Source organism: Paenibacillus taiwanensis DSM 18679 (assembly GCF_000425125.1).
Classification (GTDB): domain Bacteria; phylum Bacillota; class Bacilli; order Paenibacillales; family Paenibacillaceae; genus Paenibacillus_B; species Paenibacillus_B taiwanensis.
Genome location: NZ_KE384307.1, coordinates 320,666 through 346,378 on the forward strand (window position 1 = coordinate 320,666; position 25,713 = coordinate 346,378).

The following is a 25,713-nucleotide window of genomic DNA, read 5'->3' on the forward strand; positions in this document are numbered from 1 at the left end:
GATGATGGAGGGAGTTGTATGCGTAATAGATTGCCGCAGCAAATGCCAGCTGGTTATTTGCAGCCTACGTTTGAGATCAAGCAAGTAAAGGAACATTTTATTGCCTTTCAAAGCGGCATACCCGTCCCCACTTTTGAACCGCAACACCGACAAACCTTATCTTTAAACGGTGTCTGGCGCAAACAACGTTTTGCTGCTGATCATGACCAATCACTGGCTCCGCGCAGTATGAAGTGGATAAGCGAGGTAGAAATAGAGGCAGAGGGCCGCACAGCCCCTCAATATGATGATTCCGCATGGAGTACAATCGAACTTCCAGGACCGGAAAACCGAATGACAGGTGAGGAGTTTCCTGCCGGAGCAGAGCGGTATGAGGATGGAGTGTGGTACCGTCGAACGTTCCAAGTTCCTCTCAATTGGCTGGAAAAGGCGGTTACTTTAAAAAGTTTAGGGATTAGCTATATATGTGATATTTGGATTAATGGTCAGTGGGCAGGCTATCACGAGGGCGGGTTTACGCCGTTTGCGTTAGATGTAACGCCTATGCTGTGTGAAGGAATGAACGGGGTCTCAATCCGAATAGACAACCCCCCTTGGGGAAGCCGTGTAGATATGATTCCTGCCAGAGTAGATACAGACTTCTTTAACTACACAGGTGTCATACAGGATTTGTATTTGGAGGCGGCTTCAACTATCCATATCGCACGCCTCGATGTTGTTCCACAGGATGAGCTCGGACATCTGATTGTAAAGGGAGTTGTTGAGAATCGTGCCGCTACTGGTGCACGGGTTACGCTTGAAGGTAAACTTTATGAGGCGACAACTGTAACCGATCAGTTGCTAGCATCTCCCAATGCAGACGATATTCGGGCATCTGCTGTGGCAATTGATGATTGGGACCCGCGAAGCATTGAGCTAGAGCCTTGGCAAAGTCGGGTAGTAATATGGCATCTCCATGTCCAGCAGCCCAAGCTATGGGCGATGGAGCACCCTCATTTGTATGTTGCCAAGCTTAGCTTACAGGGAGAGCAATTGGAGCAGCACGATCAACTTGCCACTCAGTTTGGTGTTCGGACGATTCGGACGTCAGGCACGCAAATTGAGCTGAACGGGCAATCTCTGTTTTTGCGTGGTGTTGCGCGGCATGAAGAGTGGCCAATCTTTGGCAGGACAGCTGCTTGGGAGCGTATCAAGAGCGATTTGATACAAATCCAGCAATTACACGCAAATATGGTGCGGACCGCTCATTACCCGAATCATATTCATACGTATCTGTTGACAGATCGGCTCGGCTTGGCAGCGATGAGCGAGATACCGCTATGGCAATTCGAAACGATTCATTATGAGGTACAGGAGCAGAAACGGCTCGCAGATCAAATGTGGCGCGAAATGATATATTCACAATATAATCGTCCGTCGGTGCTCATATGGAGCACACAAAATGAAAGCAAAGATGTAAAGCTGCGTAAACTATATAATGAGCGACTTGTTTCTGATGTTCGAACCAAGTATGCGGACGGTCGTTTAATTACGCAGAGCGCCGCAGCGGATCAGCCAGGGGCACATGATGAGTCGATGAAACCGCTTGATGTGGCGGCATGGACGATGTATTTTGGCATATTCCACGGGGGGACGGCTTATGAGGGCACAAAACAGTTTTTGGAGAAGGCCCACAGCATGTGGCCAGACAAGCCGATTCTTAATACAGAGTACGGGTATTGGAGCAGAGTAGACGATAGCGACGCTGAAAAACAGGCACAGATGTATCGCGATACACTGCAAGCACTGTTAGCGTATGCGACCGTCAATGATGTTGGAGAGCCGCAGACTGGCGGTTATGTTGCTGGTATTGATTATTGGCCTATGTATAACTGGTATGTGAATCACAGCCAGTGGGTTCAGACGATGGGGCTATATCATATGGACCGTCTCCGTGAAAAGCCAGTAAAGTCATTGCTGCAGCAAGACTACAGAAGACTGGCGGGACGATAGGGATTGGGTGCGGTAGTTAATCCCATCACTTGTATATCGGTTGAATCGGCTTGCTTGTTGTTTAATGGCTGTCTGAGGTCGTAACCATCTCATTTCCACATAGCTTATCCATTTAGCAATATCAAATTCAAGTTATCACGCAAAAGTTTGTCTCTCGCTCGGTTTGTGATCTGCTACAATGAAGGGGAACTGACGTAAACTTGCGCTTACGTCAGTTGACTGAACTGTCTATTCCTCAGCCAGCTCACGGAATGATTTAATTTTTCCGTGTGCATGTGGAGTTTGCTTGCGAATTTTATTCGCATTTTCTCGACGGTTTTTTGGAATGGACATGTTTGAATCTCCCTTCAAAAATAAAGATGAGTGCTGCAAAGTAATCCGTGAGCAAGGTGCGGCGAACTTGTGACACGGATGTGAATATAGAATCGACGTGATGACGCTGCTTTATTCGTACAAAAGTTTGGGAGTGCTGAAAAGCAGACGTTAAGTGAGCCTTTATGTAATGTTGTTGTGCTTTGTACTTAGATTTTAGGTTTAGTCAACTTAGGTTTATTAGCAAGCGCCTGCTCATGTTGAGCAGGCGCTTCTTATCTACAATTGGGCTCTAATGAACAAAATGGGGATTAGCGACGGCCTCTACGTTTGTTACGCACGCCACAGTTAACGTCTTTTACATTGTAGGAACAGAAGTGCTGAGGTACTGGAATCGTATGGTGTTGGTTGACAATATTAACAGGGTGAACGATAGGCTGAGTTGCTGTATGGTAGAAGTTTTTGTATATCGTTTGTTCTGGGGCTACGATCGGATTGAGAGGGCCTGTGGAAGCGGGGCTGACCATACTAGGATTCATATTTGGTCCCATTCCTGCACCTGCACTTGCAGGACTAATCATATTAGGGCTCATGCCATAAGGTGAGACGCCACCCATATTTGGTTTGCTAGGACCACAACCGCAAGAATTACGTTTCATTTGCTCACATCTCCTTTTCAGAAAGTACTATAGGATACGCACTCCTCTGAATAGCTGCTTGTTCATTTGTCTTGACCGAATGAAATGCGGCGTTTTCCTTATTTTTAATATGATTCCGTTTACGTTAATATAAAGACTAGACAATTACTACAGCTAGAAGTCTAACGAGGAGAATGATATGTACAACTTTGATGGAATGATGGACAGAAGAAGGTTGAATGCAATTAAAGCTACGCCTCAGCATACATTGCAGCTAGACTGTATTCCGCTATGGATTGCTGATATGGATTTCCCTGCTGCAAAAGAAATACACAATGCGCTAATGCAGCGCATGAACATTCCGAATTATGGCTATACGTTATGTACGGACTCCTATTATGAGGCAGTGACAGGTTGGATGCAGCGCCGTCATGCATGGGATGTGAAGCATGACTGGGTTCTGACCACTCCAGGGGTCATTCCGGCAATGGCGTTTGCGGTGCGATCGATCGTCAAGCCTGGCGAAAAGGTCATGATTCAGCCACCAGTATATCCGCAATTCGCAAGAATGATCCAACTAAACGGTGCCGAACTGGTTACAAATCCGCTAAAGTTGGTCAATGGGCGTTATGAGATTGATTTTGAGGACTTTGCGTTAAAAGCGCAAGATCCTGCCCTGAAATTATGCTTCCTATGCAATCCTCACAATCCGGTAGGCAGAGTGTGGTCGCGGGATGATCTAAAGCGGCTCGCGGATATATGTTTGGAGAACGATGTCATCATCTTCTCGGATGATATTCACCACGACTTTGTCTACGGCCCAAATCCGTATATTCCGATCGCGTCGTTATCGGAGGAAGTGTCTCAGATTACGATTACAGCAACTGCACCGAGCAAGACGTTTAGCCTTGCGAGCTTTAAGATGGGAAATATCATCATCCAGAATGAAGCGCTTCGCAAGGCGTATAACGTCGCTATTAACAGTGTGGGCTGCACGAGTCTGGATGTGGGCGCGATTGAGGCTACAATCGCTGGTTATACCTATGGTGAGCAATGGCTGCAAGCAGTTATACAATACTTGGAGCAGAACAATGCTCTGATTGATTCTTATATCGCCGCAAAAATGCCAATGGTGAAAACTGTCGCATTGGAAGGCACATATTTAAAGTGGCTCGATTTTCGTGCGCTCGGCATGAATAACAGCGAGCTTGAATCTTGGTCGCTTACACAGGCCAAGGTGTGGTTAAGTGAAGGTTATACTTTTGGAGTGGAAGGAAGCGGATTCAAGCGCTTAAATATGGCATCGTCGCGCAGTGTGATCCAGGAAGCGCTGGAACGGATGGAGCGAGCCATACATGCTCTTTCATAAAGTAGCACCATAAGCATCAGATGCATCAGACTGCCTTATACAATACAATGTTGGAAGGTCTTCGGCTAACGTCTGGGGACCTTTCTTGCTGGGACAGGCTAATAAATCATGCAGAGGAAGCTGCACTGCTGTGAGGGGATCTGTCTCTGTCAGATTTAGATCTGAGCTTGCTAAGTAAATAATAATCTAATCCTATGCGGCCTGCGTTTGTATGTGCAACAAGAACAAACATAGACAGTATAATCATAATCGGGCTGCTGCTAATCGTTCCGCTTAAGAGGAAAGACATATTCATGACGATGCCAAAGAAAGCAGCTGTTTTCGTTAATACGCCTAACAGGAGACCGGCGCCAACCAGAATTTCACCCCATTGTACCATGATGCTGAATAACCCTGCATTCGGTAATGCGACGTGTTCGAGAAAAGATGCCCACCAGCCTTGGACAATGGGACGCTCACCAGTTGCTTTGGCCAAGGCACCGTTTAGAAATCCAGTTGCATCAAACGATCCGCCTGATATTTTGCCGAGCCCTGCTGATATCCAGGTATAGCCCAAGTATAGCCGGATCAAAAACAGAAAAGCTGAAGCCCACAGGTTCCTCCTTAAAAATTCGATCATTATTAATTCCTCCTTCGACTTTTTAAAATTTAGCCAAATTTTTTGGCTGCATGATCACTGTAAAGCTCTTGGAGAAGAAATTCAAGGTGTTTGGAGAGCTATTTTGTACAAAAATTCATTTTTTTGCATGGAAATTTAGTAGTTCTTTAGGTACAGTAACCTCGCGATGTATAGTCTCCAAGAATTATACCGCTTAAATTTTGTAGAATATAACTACCACTTTTTGTTATAGTCTTGCTGTCTCATATTATCCATTTCTTGTTTAAAGTAGTCGGATGTATGAAAAGAAAGTAGAACATTGTCCCGACTAAATTAAGACTACAGTCATAAGTGATCTAATGGAAAACGTATACATTTGTATATGCATTCATCTACACCGCCGCTTGTGTTACTAGGTATGATGAACCTTTCGAGGAATGTTGGCATTTAGTAAGATATGGACAAGAGTGTGTTATGAACAATGATGCATATGAGGGGAGACATATGCGGTTGTTCAACTCTTAAGCAAAGCTCATCAAGTACAGTCAGCTTATCCAAAAGTAAGTTTCACCAGGCGATATACTACGAATGAATAAGGAGATTGATCTGATGTTGACAAAAAGATTGTGGAAAACAAATGTTTCAACGCTTTTAGTAACGATGGGATTGGTGGCAGTTGGTGCAGCAACAACTTTTGCTTTTGCAGATACTGCATCAGCACACGGGTATATTGAGGGCCCTGCTAGCCGCGCCTTATTGTGCAAGCAAGGTGAAAATAAATCTTGCGGCGCGGTCCAATATGAACCGCAAAGCGTAGAAGCATTAGGCAACTTTCCAGAAGGCGGACCTAAAGATGGTCAAATAACGGGCGGCGGAATCTTTCCAGAGCTGTACGAGCAATCAGCTAACCGCTGGTCTAAAGTTACGATGAATGGCGGCAAAAATACGATCTCCTGGCACCTGACAGCTCCACATAGCACGAAGGAATGGAAATATTACATTACAAAAAAAGATTGGGACCCGAGCAAGCCATTAAAACGTGCAGATCTCGAACAAATTGCATACTTTGATGATGGCGGCAAAAAACCGCAAACAAAAGTTTCTCATGAAGTAAATGTACCAAAAGATCGTAGCGGATATCATTTAATTCTTGGTGTTTGGGAAATTGCAGATACACCGAATGCCTTTTATCAAGTTCTGGACGTCAACCTTGTGAACGATGGTTCCGAAGTTCAGCTTCCGACAGTACCAGGCAACGTAGTTTCGCCATCGCAAACGACAACGAGCATTGAGCTTAAATGGAATGTATCCTCGGCTTCCGCAGGTATCAAATGGTACGAATTGTACCGTAATGGCAAACTGCTAGGGACTACAACAGCGCCATCCTACACGGATAAAGGTCTAACGCCAACTACAGCTTACACATACACAGTAATCGCTGTGGATGGAGCAAACAATCGCTCGGCCGCTAGCAAGCCGTTGTCGGTCAGCACTAAATCACCAGTGGTTGATAAAGAAGCCCCTTCTGTTCCAACTAACGTAAAAGCGCCTCATCAGATGGAGACAGGGATTCATCTAGTCTGGACAGCCTCTACTGATAACGTAGGTGTGGCTAAGTATGAGGTATACCGTGACGGCAAACTGGTAGGTACAGTTGCAGAACCGTCCTTTATGGATAGCGGACTGACACCGGCAACCACATACACGTATACCGTTGTAGCTGTGGACGAAGCAGGCAATCGTTCTGGAGCAAGCGCCCCATTTGTAGTAAGTACAAAAGCAGCTGTAGTCGATAAAGAAGCACCTACAGTTCCAGGTAACGTCAATTCCACTGCACAGACAGAGTCAAGTATAACCTTGTCTTGGAGTGTATCCTCCGATAATGTTGGTGTAGCTAAATATGAAGTGTATCGGAATGGCCAATTGGTTGGCTCCTCGACACAGCCTTCCTTTGTAGATAACGGTTTAACGCCGGATACGAAGTATACGTACACTGTGGTAGCTGTAGATGCAGCGGCTAACCGTTCAGCAGCAAGTGCAGCTGTTGAAGCAAGTACAAAAGCCAAAACGCAATTCACCACGTGGGATCGCAGTAAAGTATATCTCGGTCGCGATCGTGTCACCCATAACGGTTTGGAATATGAAGCCAAATGGTGGACACAAGGGGATGAGCCAGGGGCATCGGATGTGTGGAAAGTAGTTAGCAATGTGACATTGGAGTGGAACAAAGCGACTGCTTACGATGGACAAGCTAAGGTAACTTACCAAAGTAAAGTATATCAAGCCAAATGGTGGACAAAAGGTGAAACACCAGGCGCATCGGATGTATGGGTGCTCGTAAAGTAAGCATATTGCTCGTTAGCGTCCTAAATAACGATTACATGTAAGCAAGCCGCTTCGATCTCGTCATACGATAACACAATTTTCGGTTATCGAATAAGGCGAGGAGAGGCGGCTTTTATATGATGATACCATCAGTTAATCTACTTTGGCACCGTATGATCGAGCCATTACTACAGCTTGTGTGATATCAAGGCGCACGTCCTTGATGTCAATTGACTTAAAGTCAACACCATCAACGATCGCTCCCCTGAGATCTGCGCCTTTAAGTTTAGTTTTGCCAAGCCGTACACGAGTCAGATCAGCATCTCTAAGATCTGCTTTTTCGAGATTGCATTCATACAAGTCTGCCTCCGTCAACTTCACGTGTCGAAGCTGCTGCTTGACCAGATTGGCATGCCGCAAATTCGTGTAAGACCAATCGCCGCCTTGAATCGTTATACCATCCAACTGGGCATTGGCAAAGTCGGATCCTGTCATTTTACATTCCTCAAACTTGGCTACAAATAAGTTCGTGCCGCTAAATATACAATTCGTAAAGGCGGAGCGTGTATGTACAGAGGCGTTTAACACGGCACCGGTGAAGTCACAGTTTATAAAGTGGCAGCTTGTTGTCCATACTTCTTCCATATGAGCACCGCGGAAGCGGCAGTTGGTAAATGTACAGCCCCGCAGTTCGCCATCCCGCAATTCTTTATGACTAAAATCTACTTCCGTATATTGTTGCTCTATATATTGGTACATTCATAACGCTCCTTTGAAGTAGAAAAGTTAATCTGTCCGAGTTTACCAAACAAATGCTTTTGTTGACTGCATTCATTTTATCAGCTTGCATAAATCTCATGCAATTAGAGATATACATACAACGTCTGTCGTTCTAATGTGTATTACAAGTTATAGATGAGAGATGGGCATACGGGGGCAGGTCTATATGTGCCATTTCATACGTCCAGTCTTATCAAGAAAGGGTGATTCAGGTGCGTTATGAAATATTGTACGAAGGTGCATTTCCGCTCTTGCAGATTGGATTAGAGCATGGTGAGTCCATTAAAGCAGAATCAGGTGCAATGGTGTCAATGAGCCCGAATATTGAGCTGCGCGGTTCGATGGAAGGCGGTCTTATGAAAGGATTAGGCCGGATGTTGAGCGGGGAGAAGTTTTTCTTTCAAGAGCTGACATCTCAGCAAGGTTATGGGCAGGCTACACTTGCACCGGCTTCTGTTGGTGGAATTACGGCGGTTGAGTTGGATGGAAGCTATTCACTTTTTGTACAAAAAGACGGATTTCTTGCTGCAACGAGTGGTATTGAGGTGTCTACGAAGATGCAGCGCCTAGGCAAAGGTTTGTTGTCAGGTGAAGGTTTTTTTATCATTGAAATTAGTGGGCGTGGTACAGTGTTCCTATCCTCATACGGCGCCATTCATCCGATTCAGCTAGGACCAGGAGAAGAGGTTGTAATTGATAACGGTCACTTGGTTGCTTGGCCTAGTTACATTGACTATAAGCTAGAGAAATCATCAAAAGGATGGATATCTTCTGTTACGAGCGGTGAGGTGCTTGTTTGCCGCTTCCGTGGAGAAGGATCGGTGCTTATCCAGACACGTAATCCACGAGGCTTTGGCCAGTGGGTGCAGCAATTTATTCCGAGCAAATAAAATGGTTAGCAACACAACAAAGCACCTTGCCCATAGCAGGGTGTTTTGTCATAGAAATAATCGACATGTGCGCAGGGAATATGTAAACAATGGTTTTTAAAGGGAGTGAACAGACGTGCTTTCTGAAATTGCGGATCATATTCAACCAGGTCTTAAAGTATTGTTTGTGGGCTTTAATCCTAGCCTTCGCTCTGGTGAGACAGGTCATCATTACGCTAACCCACGCAACCGTTTTTGGACTATTTTATACCGCTCTGGATTGACAGAGCGCCTGTATCATGCAGCCGAGGATCAAGATTTGTTAGCACTCGGCTACGGATTTACCAACATTGTATCTAGGCCGACAAGGACTGCTGCCGAGATTTCGACTGCGGAATATGCTGAGGGGCGAATCAAGCTCTTACACAAAATAACGTTGTCGCAACCGCAAGTGGTCTGCTTTGTAGGCAAAGGTGTCTATAAGGCGTTTAGCGGTAAGGATGCTGTATGGGGATATCAGGCTGAGCCAATAGTGGAAGGGACCTTGGTATTTGTTGCGCCATCCTCGAGTGGGCTGGTCAGAATGAAGCTAGAAGAAGTAATAGATATCTACCGACGGTTAGCAATAGGGCTTACACGGCCAGATCGTTAGCTGGCAAAATAACGAACACTTTTTTATGTGGCATTCTATTTAAACACGAGTAAAATAACCTATCATTTTATCCAAGATATGGTATAATACTCGTAGTTTAATAGAGGGTGTGAATAAATAGATGAGTAAATTATTAGGGTTTGGATTGTTATATTGGTTATTTGGTAATCCATTTATCGCTATTATTGTCATGCTAATTATTGCGTACATGCTGGAGCGCAGGTTTGTTGGTCTCTCTCCCAGTTTCATTCGGCCGATTAAGCGAATGCAGCGAATTGGGAAGCTAAAGCAGGAACTAAATGCAAACCCACACGATGTAACTCTAAAGCACGAATTGGGACGGCTGCTGCTTGAACGCAAGCGTTATCGGGAAGCAAGAGAAGTATTGGAGCCGATTCAAGATCGAATGGAGCATTCGGCTGAATATTGGGACGACTTGGGAACAAGTTATATCCATACCGATGACGAAGCGAAGGGAATACAAGCGATTCAGCAGGCGCTGGACATAAATGCACGTGTGAAATACGGACAGCCTTATTTGCGGCTCGCGGCTTTGTTTGCCCGTACCGATAAGGACAAGGCACTTCAGGCCTTGCAAGAACTGCATACGTTGCATTCTTCATCGTGTGAGGCCTATTATCGAATGGGACTGCTGTATGAAGAGATGAGCCGTAACGATGACGCCAAGCGCTCATGGAACGAGGCGATTAACATCTATCGCGCGCTACCGAAGTACATGCGTCGGAAGGAAAGGGCCTGGATGCTTCGTAGCAGGTTAAAGGCAATGGGCTCATAGGACTGAGGGATTGCTGACAAATTACACATGTCCTAATGGTGTAGCAGGGGAAGAAGAACGAGTGGTTCAATTTGCGTTTGGAAACGTTTTACCAATTAGATTGGGGTGGATGGTCGAGGATATAGGAGCATTATTCTAAATGGGGATAGCTCTGCTGCTCTCAACCAAGCTCAGCGTAGGAGATACGCGAGTATGCTTTTACACTGCATTTTCTTAAAGCGGCGATGTTCGTTATACTTGAATAGTCCTATTAGGAAAACTTTACTAAGAAGGAGTGATTCGGTGTTATTAGCGGAAGCGGAACGTCGTCATGAAATTATGAAGCGCAACATTCAACAATATGTGGTGCAGGAAAATCAGGTTGGTTTGAGCAATCAAGAGCAGTTTTTGTTCAACTCAATGATTAAACAATTTCATCAGACTATGCATGAAGCTCATACCCCAAACGAACCTGATTCGTTTTAATCTCCTATCGGTTACGGTTTTCTGTTCAGTTCTATTTACGATATACATGCAACGCGTTTGAGTCTCTAATCTCGTGTAGATTAGAGGCTATTTTTTTGCAGTGGAGGCTGCAAAAAAAGCCATAAAATGATGAGGCGCAGCCTTACTTCACGGCGATGTAGATTTCTACTTGCGCTGCTTCTGGATCTCTACTGCGTTCGTTATACAATTCGAAGTCGCCTGTATAAGTACGCACATGACCAGTCTGCTGCGACCAGTGCCATATCGCTTGCCAAGCTTCGACGACTACTTCAACAAGGGGCCCAGTCCGTGTGACAAACACAGCATAACGTGCTGCTGGCACCTCAATTACATCTGCTTGACCCGCTTCTGGCAAGGCGTTATCGGCGTGCTGTTGCTTCATTGTATATTCCGTACCGATTACATAATCGTACGCTCCTGAGGCGTCACTTTCGTAATTCGTATATAACGCGTATATTGGTTGCGTAGGCGGACTTGACTGCTGTGCCCAAAAGTCCGCCCATAATCCCGCAATAACACCATTGCCTGACATTTCCTGCAAGTTAGTTGTGCGTGCGCGAGTACCGCTAATATAGAAGCGTTCAAATGTTTCAAATCTGACAGGGGCCAGCTCGGGAATTGGACGCCCACCTTCTTGCGCTTGCCACCGTTTGAGCGATGGCAGCGAGTTCTCCAGTAAATTTTTTGCTTCCTGCTCTGGCATTCCCTCCCCAACCAAAATAGGCAAGCAGAATTGAATCATATCTGTAATTTTGAAATCAGGTTGAGTAAATGCGCCATCCTGGTAGCAATAATGACAATATTGTGGCTCTAGCTTTCCTTGTGAGGTTGTTCCGTACCATTTTTCATTTTCCATTGGCATTCCGCAGCTTTGGCAATAAAGGGTCATTGTCCTTGTCTCCTTTGTATTTACGAATGTTATTCGTTCACTCATGAACTAGCAATAACGAAGCAGTTGCAGTTCATAAAACGAGTATAACGGAAGAGACCTGACAACTGATTGTCAGGTTTCTTGAAGTTATTTTAAGGGGGCTTCCTCATACAATTGTTGAATTTGGTGAGCCATAGCCCGAATGCGTTCCTTTACATGAATCGGTTTAATGACGGTTACATTTGGGCCAAAGGACAGCAGGAAGCTGTACAACCACTCGTCTTCAGGATATTGCAGTTCCACTCGCAAAGAGCCATCAGCAGCAGTATACAGCTCATCAACTCCGAACCTTTCTTCCGCTATATACCTAGCTTGTGGTGTAAACGCAAGGACAAGCCGAATGAGATTATCGGCTTTGTGCCATTCTTCATCCCAAGGCTGTGCTTCCAAATCGATCGGACGGCGATGAAACGGTACCTTTGTCGAATTTAACTGTTTGATGCGGTGTAGTTTAAAAAAGCGGAATGCTTGCCTTTGTGTGCAATAGGCATACAAATACCACTTCTGGCCTTTCATCACTAGAGTATGAGGTTCGACGGTTCGCTCTGTGACGGACCCGGCTGAATCACAATACATAAACGTTATTTGGGTTAACGTCTCAATGGCCTGCTTCAACAGCGCGAATTTCTCCTCAAACTTATTGTGGTTGCCCCACGGCGTGAGGTCAATTCGATATTGACTGGTTTTAAACTGAAACGTCTCGGCCTGTGCAGGCGGAATGAGACTATGGATCTTCTCGACCAGCAATTGGGTGCTGTCGGTATGATGGGCGGAAGCTAAGCTTTGCAAGGCAGTAACGATGGAAGCCAACTCATCGTTATTTAAAAGGCTGCGATCAAGCTTGTAGCCTTCTGCGATACGGATACCACCGTTTGATCCTTGTTGTGTCACAATCGGGATACCAGCCATGTTTAGTGAATCAATATCGCGGTATATCGTACGTACCGAAACTTCAAATAGTTCAGCCAAATCTTTCGCTTGTACGGAACGGCGATTTAACAGGACAATGACAAGCGATAGCAAGCGATCAATTTTCATAGTTGTTAGGCCTCTTATCTTCCATTCATCATTTTAAAATGGGGTTATTCCTCATCTGTCGATACTTTTCCAATACTCTGTCTACTTTGTCTATATGTTGTCGGTGTCATCGCAAACTTTTTGCGGAATAGCTGCGCGAAATGACGTATATCCTGATATCCGATCCGAGCTGCAATATCTGCAAGTCTTAACTCTGTGCTGGACAATAGCAGCTTCGCTTGATCCATACGAAGCTGGATCAAGTAATCTTTAAAGCCTTGTCCTGCCTTTTGTTTGAACAGCTGACTGAAATAGACGGGGTTCAGATAAACGTAGGCTGCCAACCGTTCCAAGGACAAGTCTTCGTGAAAATGAGCTTTCATGTATTGTACTGCAAGCTCGATCGCACGTTCACCGCCCCATTCCTTGGGCGCATAGACTTGTGCAGCAGCACTCAACCTTAGCTGCCTTAATTGCTCGGGTATTCGTTCAAAGTCAGATATCTGGGGCGAGTGAAGCACGTGATAGGGAACCTTTACGATCCGTTTTAATTGAGCTTTAATGGATTCCGTCAAATTTAGCATATCACATGCAGAGTGCAACGTCACAAGCCCTAATACATTCTGCTTATCAAAGCTGACAACAAATCCGTGTCCATGCTGATCGATTAATTCCGCTAGCACGTTCTCAACCATAAAATGCTCGACATGTGTACTACGGTCACTATTCAGACTTACCATGAGAAGATGGAACATAGTATGGCGCTGTATGAGGGGCTGCATATCAAAGCAGCCGATATCAAGACCGGACGCCCAACGCTGAAAGATGGCTTCGCGTAAATATTTTATGCTGGATTTTAACTCGGCAGCATCTAAAGATAAGGCCGCTTCATTTTGCCATTCACCATACAGTTTGTCGATAACACTCATTATTCGCTCTTTGCCAATCGGCTTGAGCAAGTAATCTTTAGCCCCTAATCGAATAGCCTCTTGTGCGTATGCGAACTCCGAGTGGGCGGAAATTACGACCCACTTTATACGGGGCGCTCGTTCAAAAAACAGTCTCATAAGCTCCAAGCCGGTCATACCTGGCATTAAAATATCCGTCACTACCAGGTCAATCGTGTGTGAGCGAAGCACTTGAACAGCCTCTTCAGGTGAAGCTGCGATGAATAAGCGAACGGCAGGCGCATACTGTTGAATTGTTCGTGCCATGCCCTCGCGAATGACCTTTTCATCGTCTACAATTAAAATGTTCATAAGTGGCTCCCCTTACCAGATGATGTTTCAATACCGGAATCAGCTACTTTGTTGAAGGTAATCGGTGTCCTGTGCCCTTATATGGCAGCGGCATGACGAGCCGAATTGACGTACCTTGTTCGTGCTTACTATCCAGTTGGATGCCAAAGCTCTCCCCATACATCAGCACGAGCCTGCGATGAACGTTAAGCAGCCCCACCCCTTTTCGGCCTTTTAGTTCCATTGTAGTTGTGGCGGTTAGCTCTGTGTCAGGCTTTACCGCTTGCAGTGTGATGTGACGTAATGCTTCTTGCAACTCGGCTAGACGGTCCGCGGCCATACCAATGCCGTTATCTTGAATAATAATATGAAGTGCATCGTCTGAAGCTTGGCAGTAGACGTTTAATTTACCCATTCCTGATAAAGGCTCCAGCCCATACTTAACCGCATTTTCAATTAGTGGTTGAAGTGTCATTTTAGGCAGTGGAGCATCCAAATACTGCTCATCCATATGAATATACAGTTCTAGCCTGCCTTCTAGGCGAGAGGCAATTATCGTTAAGTAATGGCGCATTTGCGCCAGTTCCTCCCTTAACGTCACTTGAGAACAATTGTCCCAGTTGCTGCTGTAACGGAACAGATGGGATAGGGACAGCACAACGTTGCCTAGTCTATCATTTTCTTTCTCGTCTAGCATCCAATAAATCATATCCAGTGTGTTGTATAGAAAATGTGGATTTACTTGCGACTGGAGTGCTTGAAGCTGTGCATTTTTCTCGCTGATCGAAGAGACTTTCACTCGTTCAATCAATTCGTCCATTCGCTTGACCATTTGATTAAAGGAAGATACCAAAATATTAATTTCATCATAAGACTGTACTTGAAGTTCGCCTTTAAAGTGGCCTTTTTCCACACGCCGCATCTCTTGGATGAGCCGTTTTAAGGGGGAGGATATCGTTCGTGAAACAAATACAGCCAAAGCCATTGCCACCAAGATGAAGATTGAAATAACGAGCAATAAATAATTTTTCGTCTGATCCAGCTCCACATTCAGATCCTTCTCTGGTGTTTCACTATATACGATCCAATCAGCCATACTTGGCTTGGCGGCAACGAGCATATCGTTCATTTGGTCGTTCACAAGTGTATCGCGTGATAGCAGCAAGTTGGCCAGCTTGGCATATGAAAGAGACGGTGCCTGCTGCCGATCTGATGCTGTTCGGTCACGATTTGGAGTCGAACGGTTATTGGTGGAGGCCACAACGACACCGTCTCGAGCTAAAATGGTGACGCTGCTATTCGCGCTTAGCCTTAAATTATCCAGTGCGGACGTAATAGGGGCAGAGTCCATTTCGACTAATACAATGCCAATTGGTTTATGCTGGGTCAGGTCGTACATTTGACGTCCAAAAGCAAATACCGATCGGGTCTCCATCTTGTCAATGACAGATTGATCGTATACACCAAGCCAGATCAATTCTCCGTTAGACTGCTTAATCTGGCGGTACCACGGACTTGACGTATAGTGTTGATCTATTGCATTAATGTAATTTTCATAGCTGTAAAAAGAACCACTATAGGACATCACATGAATACCTATTATATCTTTGCGGGAATAGTAGATTGCACCGAGTAAATTGGTAATTGTACGTGTATTAATCATGCGCAGCGCTGAATCCGTGACCCGAGTATCGGCTAAGAGACGCTGAATATCCAGATTCCCAGTGATCGATTTGGTTAAGCTGTCATAGCCTTTCAAAAGCAGATCATAATAGCTGACGGTTTGTGATACACTCTTCTCTGCGATACTGCTGATTTTCGTATGAAACAAGTCGGTTGCACGCTTGTAGTAGAGTAATGACACGATGAGCAGCAGACTCATCATGCTAATAAATAATAAAATAAACAACCGACCGTGAATGGTGCGAAAGCCGCGTGCCATAACGATGAACCCCTTTCAGGATAACAATGGACACCTTTTCCACACTTGTATTCGACGTATGCTTCATTTCATCCTTTAACGGCTCCTGCTACCATTCCCTTTGTAATTCGCTCCGACAATAAAAAGTAAATAAGGATGACGGGCAATGCACCTAACACGAGGAAAGCCCCGATTGCGCCATAGTTGACGGAGTACTGACTGACGAAGCTGTAAATGCCAAAGGGCAGTGTCTTTAACCGTTCGGATGAGATAAAGGTGGCGGCTAAAATGTATTCATTCCAAATCGTAATAAATGTTAATATACATACCGTCATAATAGGCGGCAGCGAAATCGGAACGATAATAGATCGGAATGTCCGGTAGACGCTAGCCCCGTCCATCACGGCGGATTCCTCCAATTCATACGGAATCGATTTCATAAATCCACTTAATATAAAGACAGCAATTGGCGTGGAAAATGCAATATAAGGTAGAATGAGCGATAAATGTGTGTTCAAAATGCCAATATGTTTAAACATGACCATCAGTGGCAGCAAGGTGGACTGGAGCGGGATCATCATGCCGACAAGAAACACCGTCATTACGGTCTGCCCGTAACGCCAGCGAAAGCGAGTGATGGCATAGGCGACCATAGTGCTTAGTACGATGACAGCAGCCATCGTGATGGAAGTAACGATGACGCTGTTCCATAAGTATTTAAAATATTTCCCGCCCTGCATAGCATTCACATAATTGTGCCACTGGACGACAGCAGGCAGTGAGAAGAAGCGGCCGGACAAAATTTCTTCGTTGGTTTTTAACGAATAAAGGAGCAACCAGAGCAATGGGTATACTTGCGTGACAAACAAGACGGACAAGAGCGTCATGACGCACCCTTTTTTCCAGGACCAGTATGGCTTGTGCTTGATCGGAAGCGACTTGGCTGCTTCCAAACGTAATGGATTGTTCATATAGGTCACTCCTGACAAATTAAGATTGACGCTTTTCCAATGTGCGGAACAACGTATTGATGATTAAGGTTGAAATAAGGCACAACAGCACGAGGAACACGGCGATCGCGCTGCCGTATCCGTATTTCATCGATAAGAAAGACATGTTGTACATGTGTGTAGAAATAACATCTGTGGCGTGTGCAGGCCCTCCCCCTGTCATGACCATAATTAGGTCAAATGCTTGCAAAGAGCCAATAAAGGCTAATATGATCGAGATTTTGAATACGGGAATCATTAATGGAAACGTAATGTGACGGTCGGCTGTGAACCCTACAGCCCCGTCTATTTGTGCTGCTTCATAAATTTCACTCGGGATGCTCGTGACCCCCGTAAACTGGATCAGTACGTGGTAGCCTAGATACTGCCACAACGCAACAAAGTACAGTGCGATCATGGCCACATCAGGCTCGGTGAGCCAGGATTTCGTCCATGCCCCGAGCCCAAGGGTGATTAATATTTGATTTAGCATCCCGCCCATTGAAGCGGGGTCATATATCGTTTTCCACAGTTGACCGATAATAACGACAGATAAAATAACAGGCAGGAAGTAGCTGGAGACAAGAAAGTTAGGGCGCTTTAAGTAACGACACAACAAGATGGCGACGCATAATGCAACAGGGATTTCGGCCATTGAAAATACAGCAAACAGCAACGTGCGCTTGACGGACGGCCAGAACACCGCATCGATAGTAAACAGCGCCTTAAAGTTGTCAAGGCCCACAAATACTGCCTGGTTAATGCCATTCCAATCAAGCGTTCCGGTATAAACAGAGACAAGTATCGGGACAAACACAAGCGCTGTGTAGAGCAGGAGACAAGGGAGCACGAAAACAGCGATCGTACGGGCTGGAACTTTTAACACATTCATAGTTGAAGCCTCCTTGAAACTGAACTGGAAAATTGAAAAACAGAACTAGCGATAAAAAAAGGTGAAAGGGAACAGGTGCCCCCTCTCACATGGTGTTTTTCCGCTTATTTAGGGATTGTTCGCCGCAAAAGCTGCTTGGTGCTCGGCAGCGACTTCTTTCGCCTCTTTTTTCTGTACAAATAAGTTCTGGATACTCGTCAAGTGGACCTGAGCTGTGCTTGGATTCATCATATTATCAAAGGCGAGATCACCGCCTTTTACATTTTCAGCGAGCTTGAGCAAGTTCATGGCCAGATCCGAGTAACCTGCCGCTTTAAAGTCTCCGTCTACTTTTTGAGCAAGGCCGACTGCATTTTTAAGGTCGAAATTTACTTTTGGGTAATGCATCATAAAATAATGTAAAAATGCTTTTGCCTCTTTTAAATGTTTACTGTGGGCAGAGATGGCAAAGGCGCTTCCAGGGGCAAGCATGTATTCATCGACATTGCCCTTACCGCTAACCGTAGGAAACTTAAAGGCGTCAATTTTGCCTGCTACAGAGGAATCATCAATCCCGCCTGTGGCCCACGTTCCCATAAAGTACATAGCTGCCTTGCCTGATTTAAACAAGTTCTCGCCTGCGTTGTAATCAAAAGAAGTCGCGCCATCCTGAAAAGCGCCTGCCTGAACAAGATCCTGAAACTTATTCACGGCCTCTTCAAAGGCCGGATCGTTAAACGTACGTTTTTTGTCCAGAACATCTTGTAAAAAGCCAGGGCCTCCATTTGTGCGCAGCAGGATGTTCATAAACAAAAAGGAGCCGGTCCACGAATCTTTTTCACCAATAACCATTGGTTGAATGCCCGCTGCCTTTAATGTTTTCACAACGTCAATCATCGCTTCAAACGTTGTTGGCACCTCAACACCGGCTTGAGCAAACATGTCCTTGTTGTAATAGACGACGGCGGTGTTGTTGCCATCCGGCAGCGCATATACGTTGTGATCAAAGGTGTAATAATCCAGTATGCCCGTAAGAAACGTATCCTTGAGGCCGTTTTGATCCAGTATGTCATTCAAAGGAGCCAACAATCCAGCATCCACGAACGGCTTCATTTGTTCGCTCGGATTAACGATTGTAATGTCGGGCACCTCCTTGGATGCTGCTTGTGTCTTTAATTTCAACTTCTGCTGATCCGTATTTAAAGAATCCAGTTCAATGTTGATGTTTTTATTTGCTGATTCGAAATCGCTTACAATTTTCATCATCATTTTGTAGGAGGGTGTGTTCGGATCAGGATAGATGTTCTGGAACGTAATGGTCACTTGTTCTTGTGTGCTTTGCTCGGACTGCAAAGAGGTAGATTCATCTGATGTTATTCCTTTACTAGCTGTCGGAGATGTATTTGTTGTATTGCCGCCGCAAGCCGACAAGCTTAACGTTAACATGAAGACCAGTGTGAGGCGCAAAAACGGATGTGGCTTTGTTGTTGCCATTGTGTAGTCCCCCTTCGTTCGAATATATCTTTATTATCTGTGCACAGACATGGAGGAACAATGCGTGAAAATTAGGATGTTAGGTGGGGTTTCTTAGGAGGTTATACAGGCATGGCTTAGGAGTCCTCATTAATTACTCTCGAGAGTTGCTCTTATTAGTGGCTCCATACTTTCTGCAAGAAAGAAGTCCATAATGTGTATTCCTTTGGAAAATACTTCATCATTTATATGTGAAACATTTTACAGATAAGCACCGTCTAGGGGGAGAACAACAGGATACTTAGCCATATTCATAACTTTAACCTGCTTGAGCACTACCCTTAATCACACAAACATGGAGGAATGACAAATGAACAAAATGTACAAAGTGTTGACAACCGCATCTATACTGGCAATGGCAGCTATGCCGTTAGCAGCAAGTGCGCAGAACAGCGTACCTGTTGAGCGTAATTCCACCGTACAACAACAAAAAGCGGTACCAGGTACAATGGGATTTATTACCGATTTTGTGAATGATCATACAGGTAAATGGATTACAGTAACAGGTCGTGGCGTTGCTGCCACTGATCAAAGTGAAATGGTGTTAGCTCTTACCCAAAACACAAAGATTATTGACTCTAAAGGAAAAACAGTACCTCTAAAAACGATTATCGATGAGAAAAAGGTCGTTAAGGCATTTTATGCAGCTAACCAATCCGATGCAGCACGTGGAACGGCTTTGACACTGGTCGTACAAGATCATAGCTTTGCAGCTATTTTAGGCAAAGTAACGGAAGTGCGCGAGAATGGGATCGTCGTTAAAGGGGCAGATCTCTACAATATGAACATGGAAACGATCGTTCTTCATTTTGCACCTAAAGCGCAGCTTTTAGATCAGGACGGTAAAGCAATCAAGGCTGGTGATATTCAACCAGGCATGACGGTTAAGGCTTTTTACGGTCCTGCGGTAGCAATGAGCCTGCCGCCACAATCAACTACCAATTACGTTATGGTAGATACAACCAATGTACAGGCAGAAGCCCCGGGAACGGCGGGTATCATTACGAACGTTACGGATGGTAAGTTGACCGTCATTGGCAAGCCGCTTGAAAAAGGCGGCGTGAACTATGTCGTCCTCAGCGTAGACGAGCACACTCGTATTGTGAGTGAGGATGGAAAACCTTTAACTAAAGAAGCTTTAAAGACCGATGTTCGTGTAGAAGCGCATTATGGCGAGGTGCTTGCTGCCATCTATCCGGCACAAACACATGCAGACTCTATCGTCGTTAAAACGGCGGAAACGAAAAAAATCGAAGGTACAATTGTAGAAACAGATCGTGCAGGCGAAGGACAAGTATATGTAAATGTTGGTGATGATCAATCAATTACTAATGATGTGATCTTAAACATCACGAAAGAGACGACGGTGATTCCTGTACTTGGCGGTGATATCCAGTTAAAAGCGGGTATGAAAATAGTAGCCTATCATTCTCCAATCATGACAAAATCGCTGCCTGGCATAACAAATGCTGAAATTGTTATCGTAACGGCAGATGGAAAATCGTCTAAGTGATCGCCTCTTCTTTCTTTACTACTGATCAGACATATGGCTAGATGAGAGAGAGCAGTTTGTTCCTAAAATAGGAGCAGACTGCTCTTTCATTTTAAAAAATTTGTTATAATACACACATACAGCACAGCAGCATATTACCGAAGGGCTGTACGTCAAGCAATTCCTTTACAAAAAAGGGGGATTCGTATGGATGTAGACAAAAGGATCGAACTTTTGGAAGCCAAGGTCAATCACTTGGAGAAAGAACTGGAAATGCTTCGTGAAGCTGTGCCTGGCATACAGTTAAAACAGTCCAAACAAGCTAATCATAATAAAAATTTAGGCTTGCTTTTGACGATGTCAGACGTTAAACCAGTGGGGCAAAACATACCGCATCCACAAGGGCCTGCGGAGCAGCCAAAGCGGGACACGGATTGGGAACATCTGATTGCTAGAGTATGGCTGCCCAAAATATTTATTGTGGTGCTGCTGCTCGGTGTGCTGTGGGGGTTTATGGCTGCTTCTTCTGCCGGAATTATTACAGAGCCCGTTCGCTGCGCATTGGGGATTGCAGCGGCTGTGTTGATGTATGTCTTGGGTTTAAAACAAATGCGGAGCAGGCGCGTCGGACTGGGGCAGGTGCTGCTAGGTGGAGCGAATGTAATTTTGGTGTTGTCGTTATTTGCCGCCCATATGTTATACAGTCTTATCCCATCGACACCTGCCTTTCTTTTATATGTGCTATCCATTGGTATCGGAGTATGGACGGCCACACGTTATCGCTCTCAAACTTTGCTGATTACGATTATGCTGTCGGGGTATTTGGTGCCTTTTCTGGTCGTTTCGACTTCGCCTAATCCTTGGGTGTTCGCAGGGTATGAGACGTCACTATCTATCCTTTTATTACTGATCTCGGTTGCCTTCCAATTTCGTATAGCGGTATCCTTAGCAGTTGGTATGCTGCATGTACCTCTATTTTTCGCATATGTATCAGGCTCCTTTGATGATAGCCGCTATGTATTTATGCTGGCCGTTATGGTGCAGCACGCCGTATTTTTCCTTGTCTCGTTGTGGCTAACGTATCGTCAGCGATTTGTACAAAGCAGAACGCTATTTACCGGATTCGTGCTAATGGCGATGTGGCTGTTTGTCATTTATGCGCATCCCACAGGTACGATGTACGCAACTATGCTTGCGGTATGGACTATTTTGTATACGTTGACTGCCCTCTGGGTGTACAGCCCTAAGCGCCCTGCAATCGCTTATATAGCAATTGCTACATTAGGCTGGCTGCTATGGCTGCTGTATATCGTACAGGCTGAATATGCGGCAGCGGCTGTTATAACAGAAGGCGCGATTGCGTTTGTAATGGGTGTGCTTCTGCGCAGCAGGATTCAGCAAATAATGGGCGCCATCATATTGTTGTTTGGTACTATTGGACTGTTACAATCTCCGATTATGGACGTATTGTCGCCAGAGTCGTTGTCCTGGATCGTATTGCTGACGATTGTACCTTTCCTGTACCGCTTCATAAGGAAACGTCAGGAGCCACGCAGCTTATTGCCATTTGTACAAGGGTTCATGTGGGCGGAAGCGCTGCTGATTCTCTACTTTATTTCACAGCTTACCGAAGTGGTCATGATGACCTATACGTACGATTTACGCCACCTTGCCTTGTCTGGTGTATGGATCGTATATGCCATTACGGTCATTATTGTAGGTGTGATGTTTAACAAACGCAAAGTAAGGCTTGCAGGTTTACTGTTTCTCTTTTTAACGTTAGTCAAAATTATTTTTGTGGATATGCCTGGCGTATCTGTGGGGGTCAGAGCTGTATTATTTATCGCTCTTGGCGCAGCAGGGATCGTAGTGTCGCGCTTAATGTACCGACAGAAAACGGATCCGTCCTCGTAATGAAATAAGCCGTTGTCGCTTCTAAGTAGAAGAGATGACGGCTTATTTTGGTTGGAGCTCTATTCATAAGAAGCGGGTCTTCCTTGTAAACGTAAGGGTTTCGTAAGAATTAAGAAACAAAAAAGAAAAGATTGTTATTTAAAGTAGAGCATAGGAAGAAACAGCAAAAAGAAAGAGAGATGGTACGAGTGATTAAATCAAAACAAGTGCTGAAATGGACATTTATGATCAGTGTAATTGCGATGTTAATAGATGGAGTTCTCTATTCAATGTCGGGTGCTAAGGGGACACTCGTGGCGCTTGGAGTTGCCATTGTTCTCAGTGTAGTGAGCGGGCTAGGCTTGATCGTTAACCGAAAATAAGGACTGTAAGGGTTTATGTGTATGCAAACGTCATATAAACGTTCGATAAAATTGGTGAGGCAATTTCTTGTCCCTATATTTGGTATGACCGCGGGGCAAGGCAGGAGCGAGTTACGAAGCAAGTTTATGTTCGCCGACCGTTCATTCGAGCGTTTGGCAATTAGCCACATATAGAAAGCGGTGAATGTATTGAGTGTCGTCAGAAGAGTAATTAGAAATGGATCACAATACGGATGGATGTTGTGGGAATCCATGTTTGACCACATCACTCGTATGAGGAGTGTATCGGTTACGAGATATGGCATATGCAAACTAGTTGTGAAAAAATATCATGGACATAATATTCAGTGCGGCAATGGGGAGTGGATTCGCTCTGGAGATTGGATTGGTGAAATACATTTGGATAACAAGCAAGTGCTGGAAATGTCACGTGCTATTGGCTCTGATCGTGCAGCTTTAAGAACAGCGAGAATGCTGCGGACAGCGATTCAACAGATTAGTGATGCTATGGAAAACAGACCGGAGCTTGCAAATGTATCGGCACTGACGGGAATTACATTGCTGCATCGCGGTATTATTCGTGGTCTAGGCTTTGAGCTTCACCCATTGCCTTCCAAGCTGTTTACGTTTATTTCGACTTATTATCTTCGCTGTTTGCTAAGAATGCTTCATCCAGAAGGAAAGCAGCGTATCTCGCAAAATACGGAAAAGCTTGTCCCTATGATGCTCACGATTACGAAGCAGTCCTTATTGGAAAAGCATCGTAAAGTAGGTGTGTCATGCTAAGCTTCATATTATGCACATGCTTGCTGTTTCTATTTATTTATACGTTATTTCCATTTGTAATGACGAGAGTTTGTGGTATTGGTGTGGCGAATCAAGGTAAGGATCAGAGTAAAGTGGCCTTGACATTTGATGACGGTCCCGACCCTTATTATACACCCAGACTGCTTGATCTGTTAAAGGAGCACCGGATAAAGGCGACATTTTTTGTATTGGGCAGCCGAGCTGAATTGTACCCTGATCTAATTAAGCGTATGCACACAGAAGGGCATCAGATAGGCATTCATAATTATTTGCACAAATCGAATTGGCTCATGTCGCCATTTTGTGTGAGGCGTCGGCATATTGAACGCTCTGCTGATATTGTAGAGCAGATAACAGGTGAACGCCCTACGTTCTATCGCCCGCCTTGGGGGCTGCTTAACCTAGGGGATTTGTTTTTGCTTCGCAAGTCCTATCGGGTTGTGCTCTGGTCTGTAATGGGACGAGATTGGAAACTGCAGTCGGATACAACGCAATGGAAACGTTCTATCACGCAACAGATACAGCCAGGCTCGATTATCCTATTGCACGATTGCGGGAAAACGCTGGGGGCAGATGAAGGAGCCCCAGGACAAATGTTGGCTGGGTTACCCTCTGTGTTGGAGGACATACGGATTAAAGGCTTCCGCTGTGTTCGTGCCGATGAAATACTAACCAACACGAAGTGTTCTTTTAGCCAACGTTCAGCAAGTATGAGTCCTCGCACAAAGCTGCTAGGTGGTATTGAACGAGGGGCGAAAGCCTCTTGGCACTATGAGGAGGCTGCTAATGGTGCAGCGGCATACCCCACAGATCCTATACGATAAGAGGTATGACTAGAGCAGACCACAGGGTGATTAGGAGACCCTTAAAGAGTAAGGGGAGTTCATAACGGACAGCAAGCATTCCTAATCTCATTTTATAAAATGATCCTTTTGTTAAACTTGTCACGCTTGTCAGGCTAGTCTGCATAATTGGCCAAGTACCTACATAGACATGTTATCAGTGATGAAGCCAAGCCGGTAATTATGCCGTTGCAGGCGTCGAATTTACATGTCAGAGGGGATGATCTCATGCGTCGGATCACATGGGTATTGGCCATCGTGATGAGTGTTACGCTTCTATTGGCCGGTTGCGGTCAGAAGGACGCGTCCGCCGTGGTCAAAGAATTGGACCAGAAGATGAGCAAGTTGCAAAGTTATGAAGGCATAGGTACGATGACGCTTCACTCCGGGCAACAGCCGCTTCAGTACAAAGTAGAGGTGAAGTATCAAGACCCTACCTATTATCGAATCGAGTTGACTAACCCGAAGAAGGATATTAAGCAAATTGTACTTCGTAATGATGAGGGCGTTTTTGTGCTCACACCCAGTCTGAAGAAAAGCTTCCGTTTCCAAAGCGATTGGCCGGATAACCAGGGACAGGTTTACTTGTATCAGACGTTGATCCACAGCATATTGGCAGATAATACGCGTCAATTTGCCACGGAAGGTGAAAGTTATGTGTTTGAGGTGGCAGCCAACTATCAAACGGATTCGCTGGTGAAGCAGAAAATATGGCTGAACAAAGGTGATTATAAGCCTAAACAGGTTCAGGTGACGGATGCTGAGGCGCGTGTTGTGGTTGAAATGCAATTTGATCAATTCAATTTTGATAAGAAATTTGACAAGGAAGCTTTTGATATGCAGGCTAACATGACTGCCAGCGCGAATATCGACCCGCTGCCCATCCTTACTGATGCAAATAAAGAAGGGGCTCAGCACCCTGTCGCCGCAGGTGAGGGCACGAAGGAAGGCGACAAGCCGGTAGCCGCAGGCGAGGGCA

General features: G+C 45.1%; 24 protein-coding genes. 13 read left to right on the top strand and 11 right to left on the bottom strand.

Annotation, left to right across the window (positions count from 1 at the left end; translation table 11 throughout):
• The first annotated feature begins 18 nt into the window (after positions 1 to 18).
• Positions 19 to 1,992: a glycoside hydrolase family 2 gene (locus H509_RS0115385; RefSeq protein ID WP_051287227.1), complete on the top strand. Its 1,974-nt coding sequence runs from the start codon at positions 19 to 21 to the stop codon at positions 1,990 to 1,992.
• Positions 1,993 to 2,220: 228 nt separating this feature from the next.
• Here the strand turns inward: H509_RS0115385 and H509_RS28430 are convergent, their stop codons facing one another.
• Together H509_RS28430 and H509_RS25555 are read right to left on the bottom strand one after the other, a co-directional pair.
• A complete protein-coding gene (locus H509_RS28430; protein WP_239329958.1) occupies positions 2,221 to 2,325 on the bottom strand; it encodes a DUF6254 family protein in 105 nt (34 codons plus the stop codon).
• A 290-nt stretch (positions 2,326 to 2,615) separates the two neighbouring features.
• Positions 2,616 to 2,963 carry a hypothetical protein gene (locus H509_RS25555; protein WP_036697592.1) on the bottom strand — a complete coding sequence of 116 codons (348 nt, stop codon included), beginning with the start codon at positions 2,961 to 2,963 and terminating at the stop codon, positions 2,616 to 2,618.
• Between the two features lie 178 nt (positions 2,964 to 3,141).
• Here H509_RS25555 and H509_RS0115405 point away from each other — a divergent pair, with 178 nt between their 5' ends.
• Positions 3,142 to 4,311, top strand: a complete 1,170-nt coding sequence (locus H509_RS0115405) for a MalY/PatB family protein (RefSeq protein WP_028545865.1) — start codon at positions 3,142 to 3,144, stop codon at positions 4,309 to 4,311.
• A 106-nt stretch (positions 4,312 to 4,417) separates the two neighbouring features.
• Here the strand turns inward: H509_RS0115405 and H509_RS0115410 are convergent, their stop codons facing one another.
• Positions 4,418 to 4,933 carry a DoxX family membrane protein gene (locus H509_RS0115410; protein ID WP_028545866.1) on the bottom strand — a complete coding sequence of 172 codons (516 nt, stop codon included), beginning with the start codon at positions 4,931 to 4,933 and terminating at the stop codon, positions 4,418 to 4,420.
• Between the two features lie 585 nt (positions 4,934 to 5,518).
• Between H509_RS0115410 and H509_RS0115415 the strand changes: the two genes are divergently transcribed.
• Positions 5,519 to 7,255, top strand: a complete 1,737-nt coding sequence (locus H509_RS0115415; RefSeq protein ID WP_028545867.1) for a lytic polysaccharide monooxygenase — start codon at positions 5,519 to 5,521, stop codon at positions 7,253 to 7,255.
• Positions 7,256 to 7,387: 132 nt separating this feature from the next.
• Here the strand turns inward: H509_RS0115415 and H509_RS0115420 are convergent, their stop codons facing one another.
• Positions 7,388 to 7,993 carry a pentapeptide repeat-containing protein gene (locus tag H509_RS0115420; protein ID WP_028545868.1) on the bottom strand — a complete coding sequence of 202 codons (606 nt, stop codon included), beginning with the start codon at positions 7,991 to 7,993 and terminating at the stop codon, positions 7,388 to 7,390.
• A 233-nt stretch (positions 7,994 to 8,226) separates the two neighbouring features.
• Between H509_RS0115420 and H509_RS0115425 the strand changes: the two genes are divergently transcribed.
• The 4 genes from H509_RS0115425 to H509_RS0115440 all read left to right on the top strand — a co-directional run bounded on the left by H509_RS0115425 (position 8,227) and on the right by H509_RS0115440 (position 10,796).
• Positions 8,227 to 8,904, top strand: a complete 678-nt coding sequence (locus H509_RS0115425) for a TIGR00266 family protein (RefSeq protein ID WP_028545869.1) — start codon at positions 8,227 to 8,229, stop codon at positions 8,902 to 8,904.
• Between the two features lie 115 nt (positions 8,905 to 9,019).
• On the top strand, positions 9,020 to 9,535 hold the full coding sequence (locus tag H509_RS0115430; protein WP_028545870.1) for a mismatch-specific DNA-glycosylase: 516 nt from the start codon (positions 9,020 to 9,022) through the stop codon (positions 9,533 to 9,535).
• Between the two features lie 121 nt (positions 9,536 to 9,656).
• Positions 9,657 to 10,331 (top strand): tetratricopeptide repeat protein, encoded by a 675-nt coding sequence (locus H509_RS0115435; RefSeq protein ID WP_028545871.1) that lies wholly within the window; start codon positions 9,657 to 9,659, stop codon positions 10,329 to 10,331.
• A gap of 282 nt (positions 10,332 to 10,613) precedes the next feature.
• Positions 10,614 to 10,796 (top strand): hypothetical protein, encoded by a 183-nt coding sequence (locus tag H509_RS0115440; protein WP_028545872.1) that lies wholly within the window; start codon positions 10,614 to 10,616, stop codon positions 10,794 to 10,796.
• Positions 10,797 to 10,938: 142 nt separating this feature from the next.
• Here H509_RS0115440 and H509_RS0115445 read toward each other — a convergent pair whose 3' ends face one another.
• The 7 genes from H509_RS0115445 to H509_RS0115475 form a co-directional block, all read right to left on the bottom strand.
• Positions 10,939 to 11,706 carry a zinc ribbon domain-containing protein gene (locus H509_RS0115445; protein ID WP_028545873.1) on the bottom strand — a complete coding sequence of 256 codons (768 nt, stop codon included), beginning with the start codon at positions 11,704 to 11,706 and terminating at the stop codon, positions 10,939 to 10,941.
• Between the two features lie 129 nt (positions 11,707 to 11,835).
• Positions 11,836 to 12,786, bottom strand: a complete 951-nt coding sequence (locus tag H509_RS0115450; RefSeq protein WP_028545874.1) for a helix-turn-helix transcriptional regulator — start codon at positions 12,784 to 12,786, stop codon at positions 11,836 to 11,838.
• A gap of 44 nt (positions 12,787 to 12,830) precedes the next feature.
• The gene (locus H509_RS0115455) at positions 12,831 to 14,024 is read right to left on the bottom strand and encodes a response regulator (RefSeq protein WP_028545875.1); all 1,194 of its coding nucleotides are present in this window, start codon (positions 14,022 to 14,024) and stop codon (positions 12,831 to 12,833) included.
• 43 nt (positions 14,025 to 14,067) lie between these two features.
• A complete protein-coding gene (locus tag H509_RS0115460; RefSeq protein ID WP_028545876.1) occupies positions 14,068 to 15,945 on the bottom strand; it encodes a sensor histidine kinase in 1,878 nt (625 codons plus the stop codon).
• Positions 15,946 to 16,013: 68 nt separating this feature from the next.
• On the bottom strand, positions 16,014 to 16,811 hold the full coding sequence (locus H509_RS0115465) for a carbohydrate ABC transporter permease (protein WP_036697883.1): 798 nt from the start codon (positions 16,809 to 16,811) through the stop codon (positions 16,014 to 16,016).
• A 103-nt stretch (positions 16,812 to 16,914) separates the two neighbouring features.
• Positions 16,915 to 17,805 (bottom strand): carbohydrate ABC transporter permease, encoded by an 891-nt coding sequence (locus H509_RS0115470; RefSeq protein ID WP_028545878.1) that lies wholly within the window; start codon positions 17,803 to 17,805, stop codon positions 16,915 to 16,917.
• Between the two features lie 108 nt (positions 17,806 to 17,913).
• Positions 17,914 to 19,278: an extracellular solute-binding protein gene (locus H509_RS0115475; protein WP_028545879.1), complete on the bottom strand. Its 1,365-nt coding sequence runs from the start codon at positions 19,276 to 19,278 to the stop codon at positions 17,914 to 17,916.
• Positions 19,279 to 19,627: 349 nt separating this feature from the next.
• On the opposite strand from H509_RS0115475, the gene H509_RS0115480 reads away from it, so the two are divergent.
• The 6 genes from H509_RS0115480 to H509_RS25565 form a co-directional block, all read left to right on the top strand.
• A complete protein-coding gene (locus tag H509_RS0115480; protein WP_028545880.1) occupies positions 19,628 to 20,830 on the top strand; it encodes a hypothetical protein in 1,203 nt (400 codons plus the stop codon).
• A gap of 186 nt (positions 20,831 to 21,016) precedes the next feature.
• Positions 21,017 to 22,723 carry a DUF2339 domain-containing protein gene (locus tag H509_RS0115485; protein WP_028545881.1) on the top strand — a complete coding sequence of 569 codons (1,707 nt, stop codon included), beginning with the start codon at positions 21,017 to 21,019 and terminating at the stop codon, positions 22,721 to 22,723.
• Positions 22,724 to 22,911: 188 nt separating this feature from the next.
• Complete coding sequence (locus H509_RS0115490) at positions 22,912 to 23,085, top strand: hypothetical protein (protein WP_157277751.1); 174 nt, start codon at positions 22,912 to 22,914, stop codon at positions 23,083 to 23,085.
• 237 nt (positions 23,086 to 23,322) lie between these two features.
• Positions 23,323 to 23,871, top strand: a complete 549-nt coding sequence (locus tag H509_RS0115495) for a YkoP family protein (protein WP_051287229.1) — start codon at positions 23,323 to 23,325, stop codon at positions 23,869 to 23,871.
• A 59-nt stretch (positions 23,872 to 23,930) separates the two neighbouring features.
• On the top strand, positions 23,931 to 24,716 hold the full coding sequence (locus H509_RS25560) for a polysaccharide deacetylase family protein (RefSeq protein WP_342663655.1): 786 nt from the start codon (positions 23,931 to 23,933) through the stop codon (positions 24,714 to 24,716).
• A gap of 246 nt (positions 24,717 to 24,962) precedes the next feature.
• Positions 24,963 to 25,713: LolA family protein (locus tag H509_RS25565; RefSeq protein ID WP_245596105.1), on the top strand; the 751-nt coding region annotated here is incomplete at its 3' end.

Excerpts from the sequence above, each read along its gene's own strand:
- H509_RS0115385 (WP_051287227.1), top strand. The coding sequence starts at position 19 with ATGCGTAATAGATTGCCGCAGCAAATGCCAGCTGGTTATTTGCAGCCT.
- H509_RS28430 (WP_239329958.1), bottom strand. The coding sequence starts at position 2,325 with ATGTCCATTCCAAAAAACCGTCGAGAAAATGCGAATAAAATTCGCAAG.
- H509_RS25555 (WP_036697592.1), bottom strand. The coding sequence starts at position 2,963 with ATGAAACGTAATTCTTGCGGTTGTGGTCCTAGCAAACCAAATATGGGT.
- H509_RS0115405 (WP_028545865.1), top strand. The coding sequence starts at position 3,142 with ATGTACAACTTTGATGGAATGATGGACAGAAGAAGGTTGAATGCAATT.
- H509_RS0115415 (WP_028545867.1), top strand. The coding sequence starts at position 5,519 with ATGTTGACAAAAAGATTGTGGAAAACAAATGTTTCAACGCTTTTAGTA.
- H509_RS0115420 (WP_028545868.1), bottom strand. The coding sequence starts at position 7,993 with ATGTACCAATATATAGAGCAACAATATACGGAAGTAGATTTTAGTCAT.
- H509_RS0115435 (WP_028545871.1), top strand. The coding sequence starts at position 9,657 with ATGAGTAAATTATTAGGGTTTGGATTGTTATATTGGTTATTTGGTAAT.
- H509_RS0115445 (WP_028545873.1), bottom strand. The coding sequence starts at position 11,706 with ATGACCCTTTATTGCCAAAGCTGCGGAATGCCAATGGAAAATGAAAAA.
- H509_RS0115450 (WP_028545874.1), bottom strand. The coding sequence starts at position 12,786 with ATGAAAATTGATCGCTTGCTATCGCTTGTCATTGTCCTGTTAAATCGC.
- H509_RS0115455 (WP_028545875.1), bottom strand. The coding sequence starts at position 14,024 with ATGAACATTTTAATTGTAGACGATGAAAAGGTCATTCGCGAGGGCATG.
- H509_RS0115460 (WP_028545876.1), bottom strand. The coding sequence starts at position 15,945 with ATGGCACGCGGCTTTCGCACCATTCACGGTCGGTTGTTTATTTTATTA.
- H509_RS0115465 (WP_036697883.1), bottom strand. The coding sequence starts at position 16,811 with ATGACGCTCTTGTCCGTCTTGTTTGTCACGCAAGTATACCCATTGCTC.
- H509_RS0115470 (WP_028545878.1), bottom strand. The coding sequence starts at position 17,805 with ATGAATGTGTTAAAAGTTCCAGCCCGTACGATCGCTGTTTTCGTGCTC.
- H509_RS0115475 (WP_028545879.1), bottom strand. The coding sequence starts at position 19,278 with ATGGCAACAACAAAGCCACATCCGTTTTTGCGCCTCACACTGGTCTTC.
- H509_RS0115480 (WP_028545880.1), top strand. The coding sequence starts at position 19,628 with ATGAACAAAATGTACAAAGTGTTGACAACCGCATCTATACTGGCAATG.
- H509_RS0115485 (WP_028545881.1), top strand. The coding sequence starts at position 21,017 with ATGGATGTAGACAAAAGGATCGAACTTTTGGAAGCCAAGGTCAATCAC.
- H509_RS0115495 (WP_051287229.1), top strand. The coding sequence starts at position 23,323 with ATGTTGTGGGAATCCATGTTTGACCACATCACTCGTATGAGGAGTGTA.
- H509_RS25560 (WP_342663655.1), top strand. The coding sequence starts at position 23,931 with ATGACGAGAGTTTGTGGTATTGGTGTGGCGAATCAAGGTAAGGATCAG.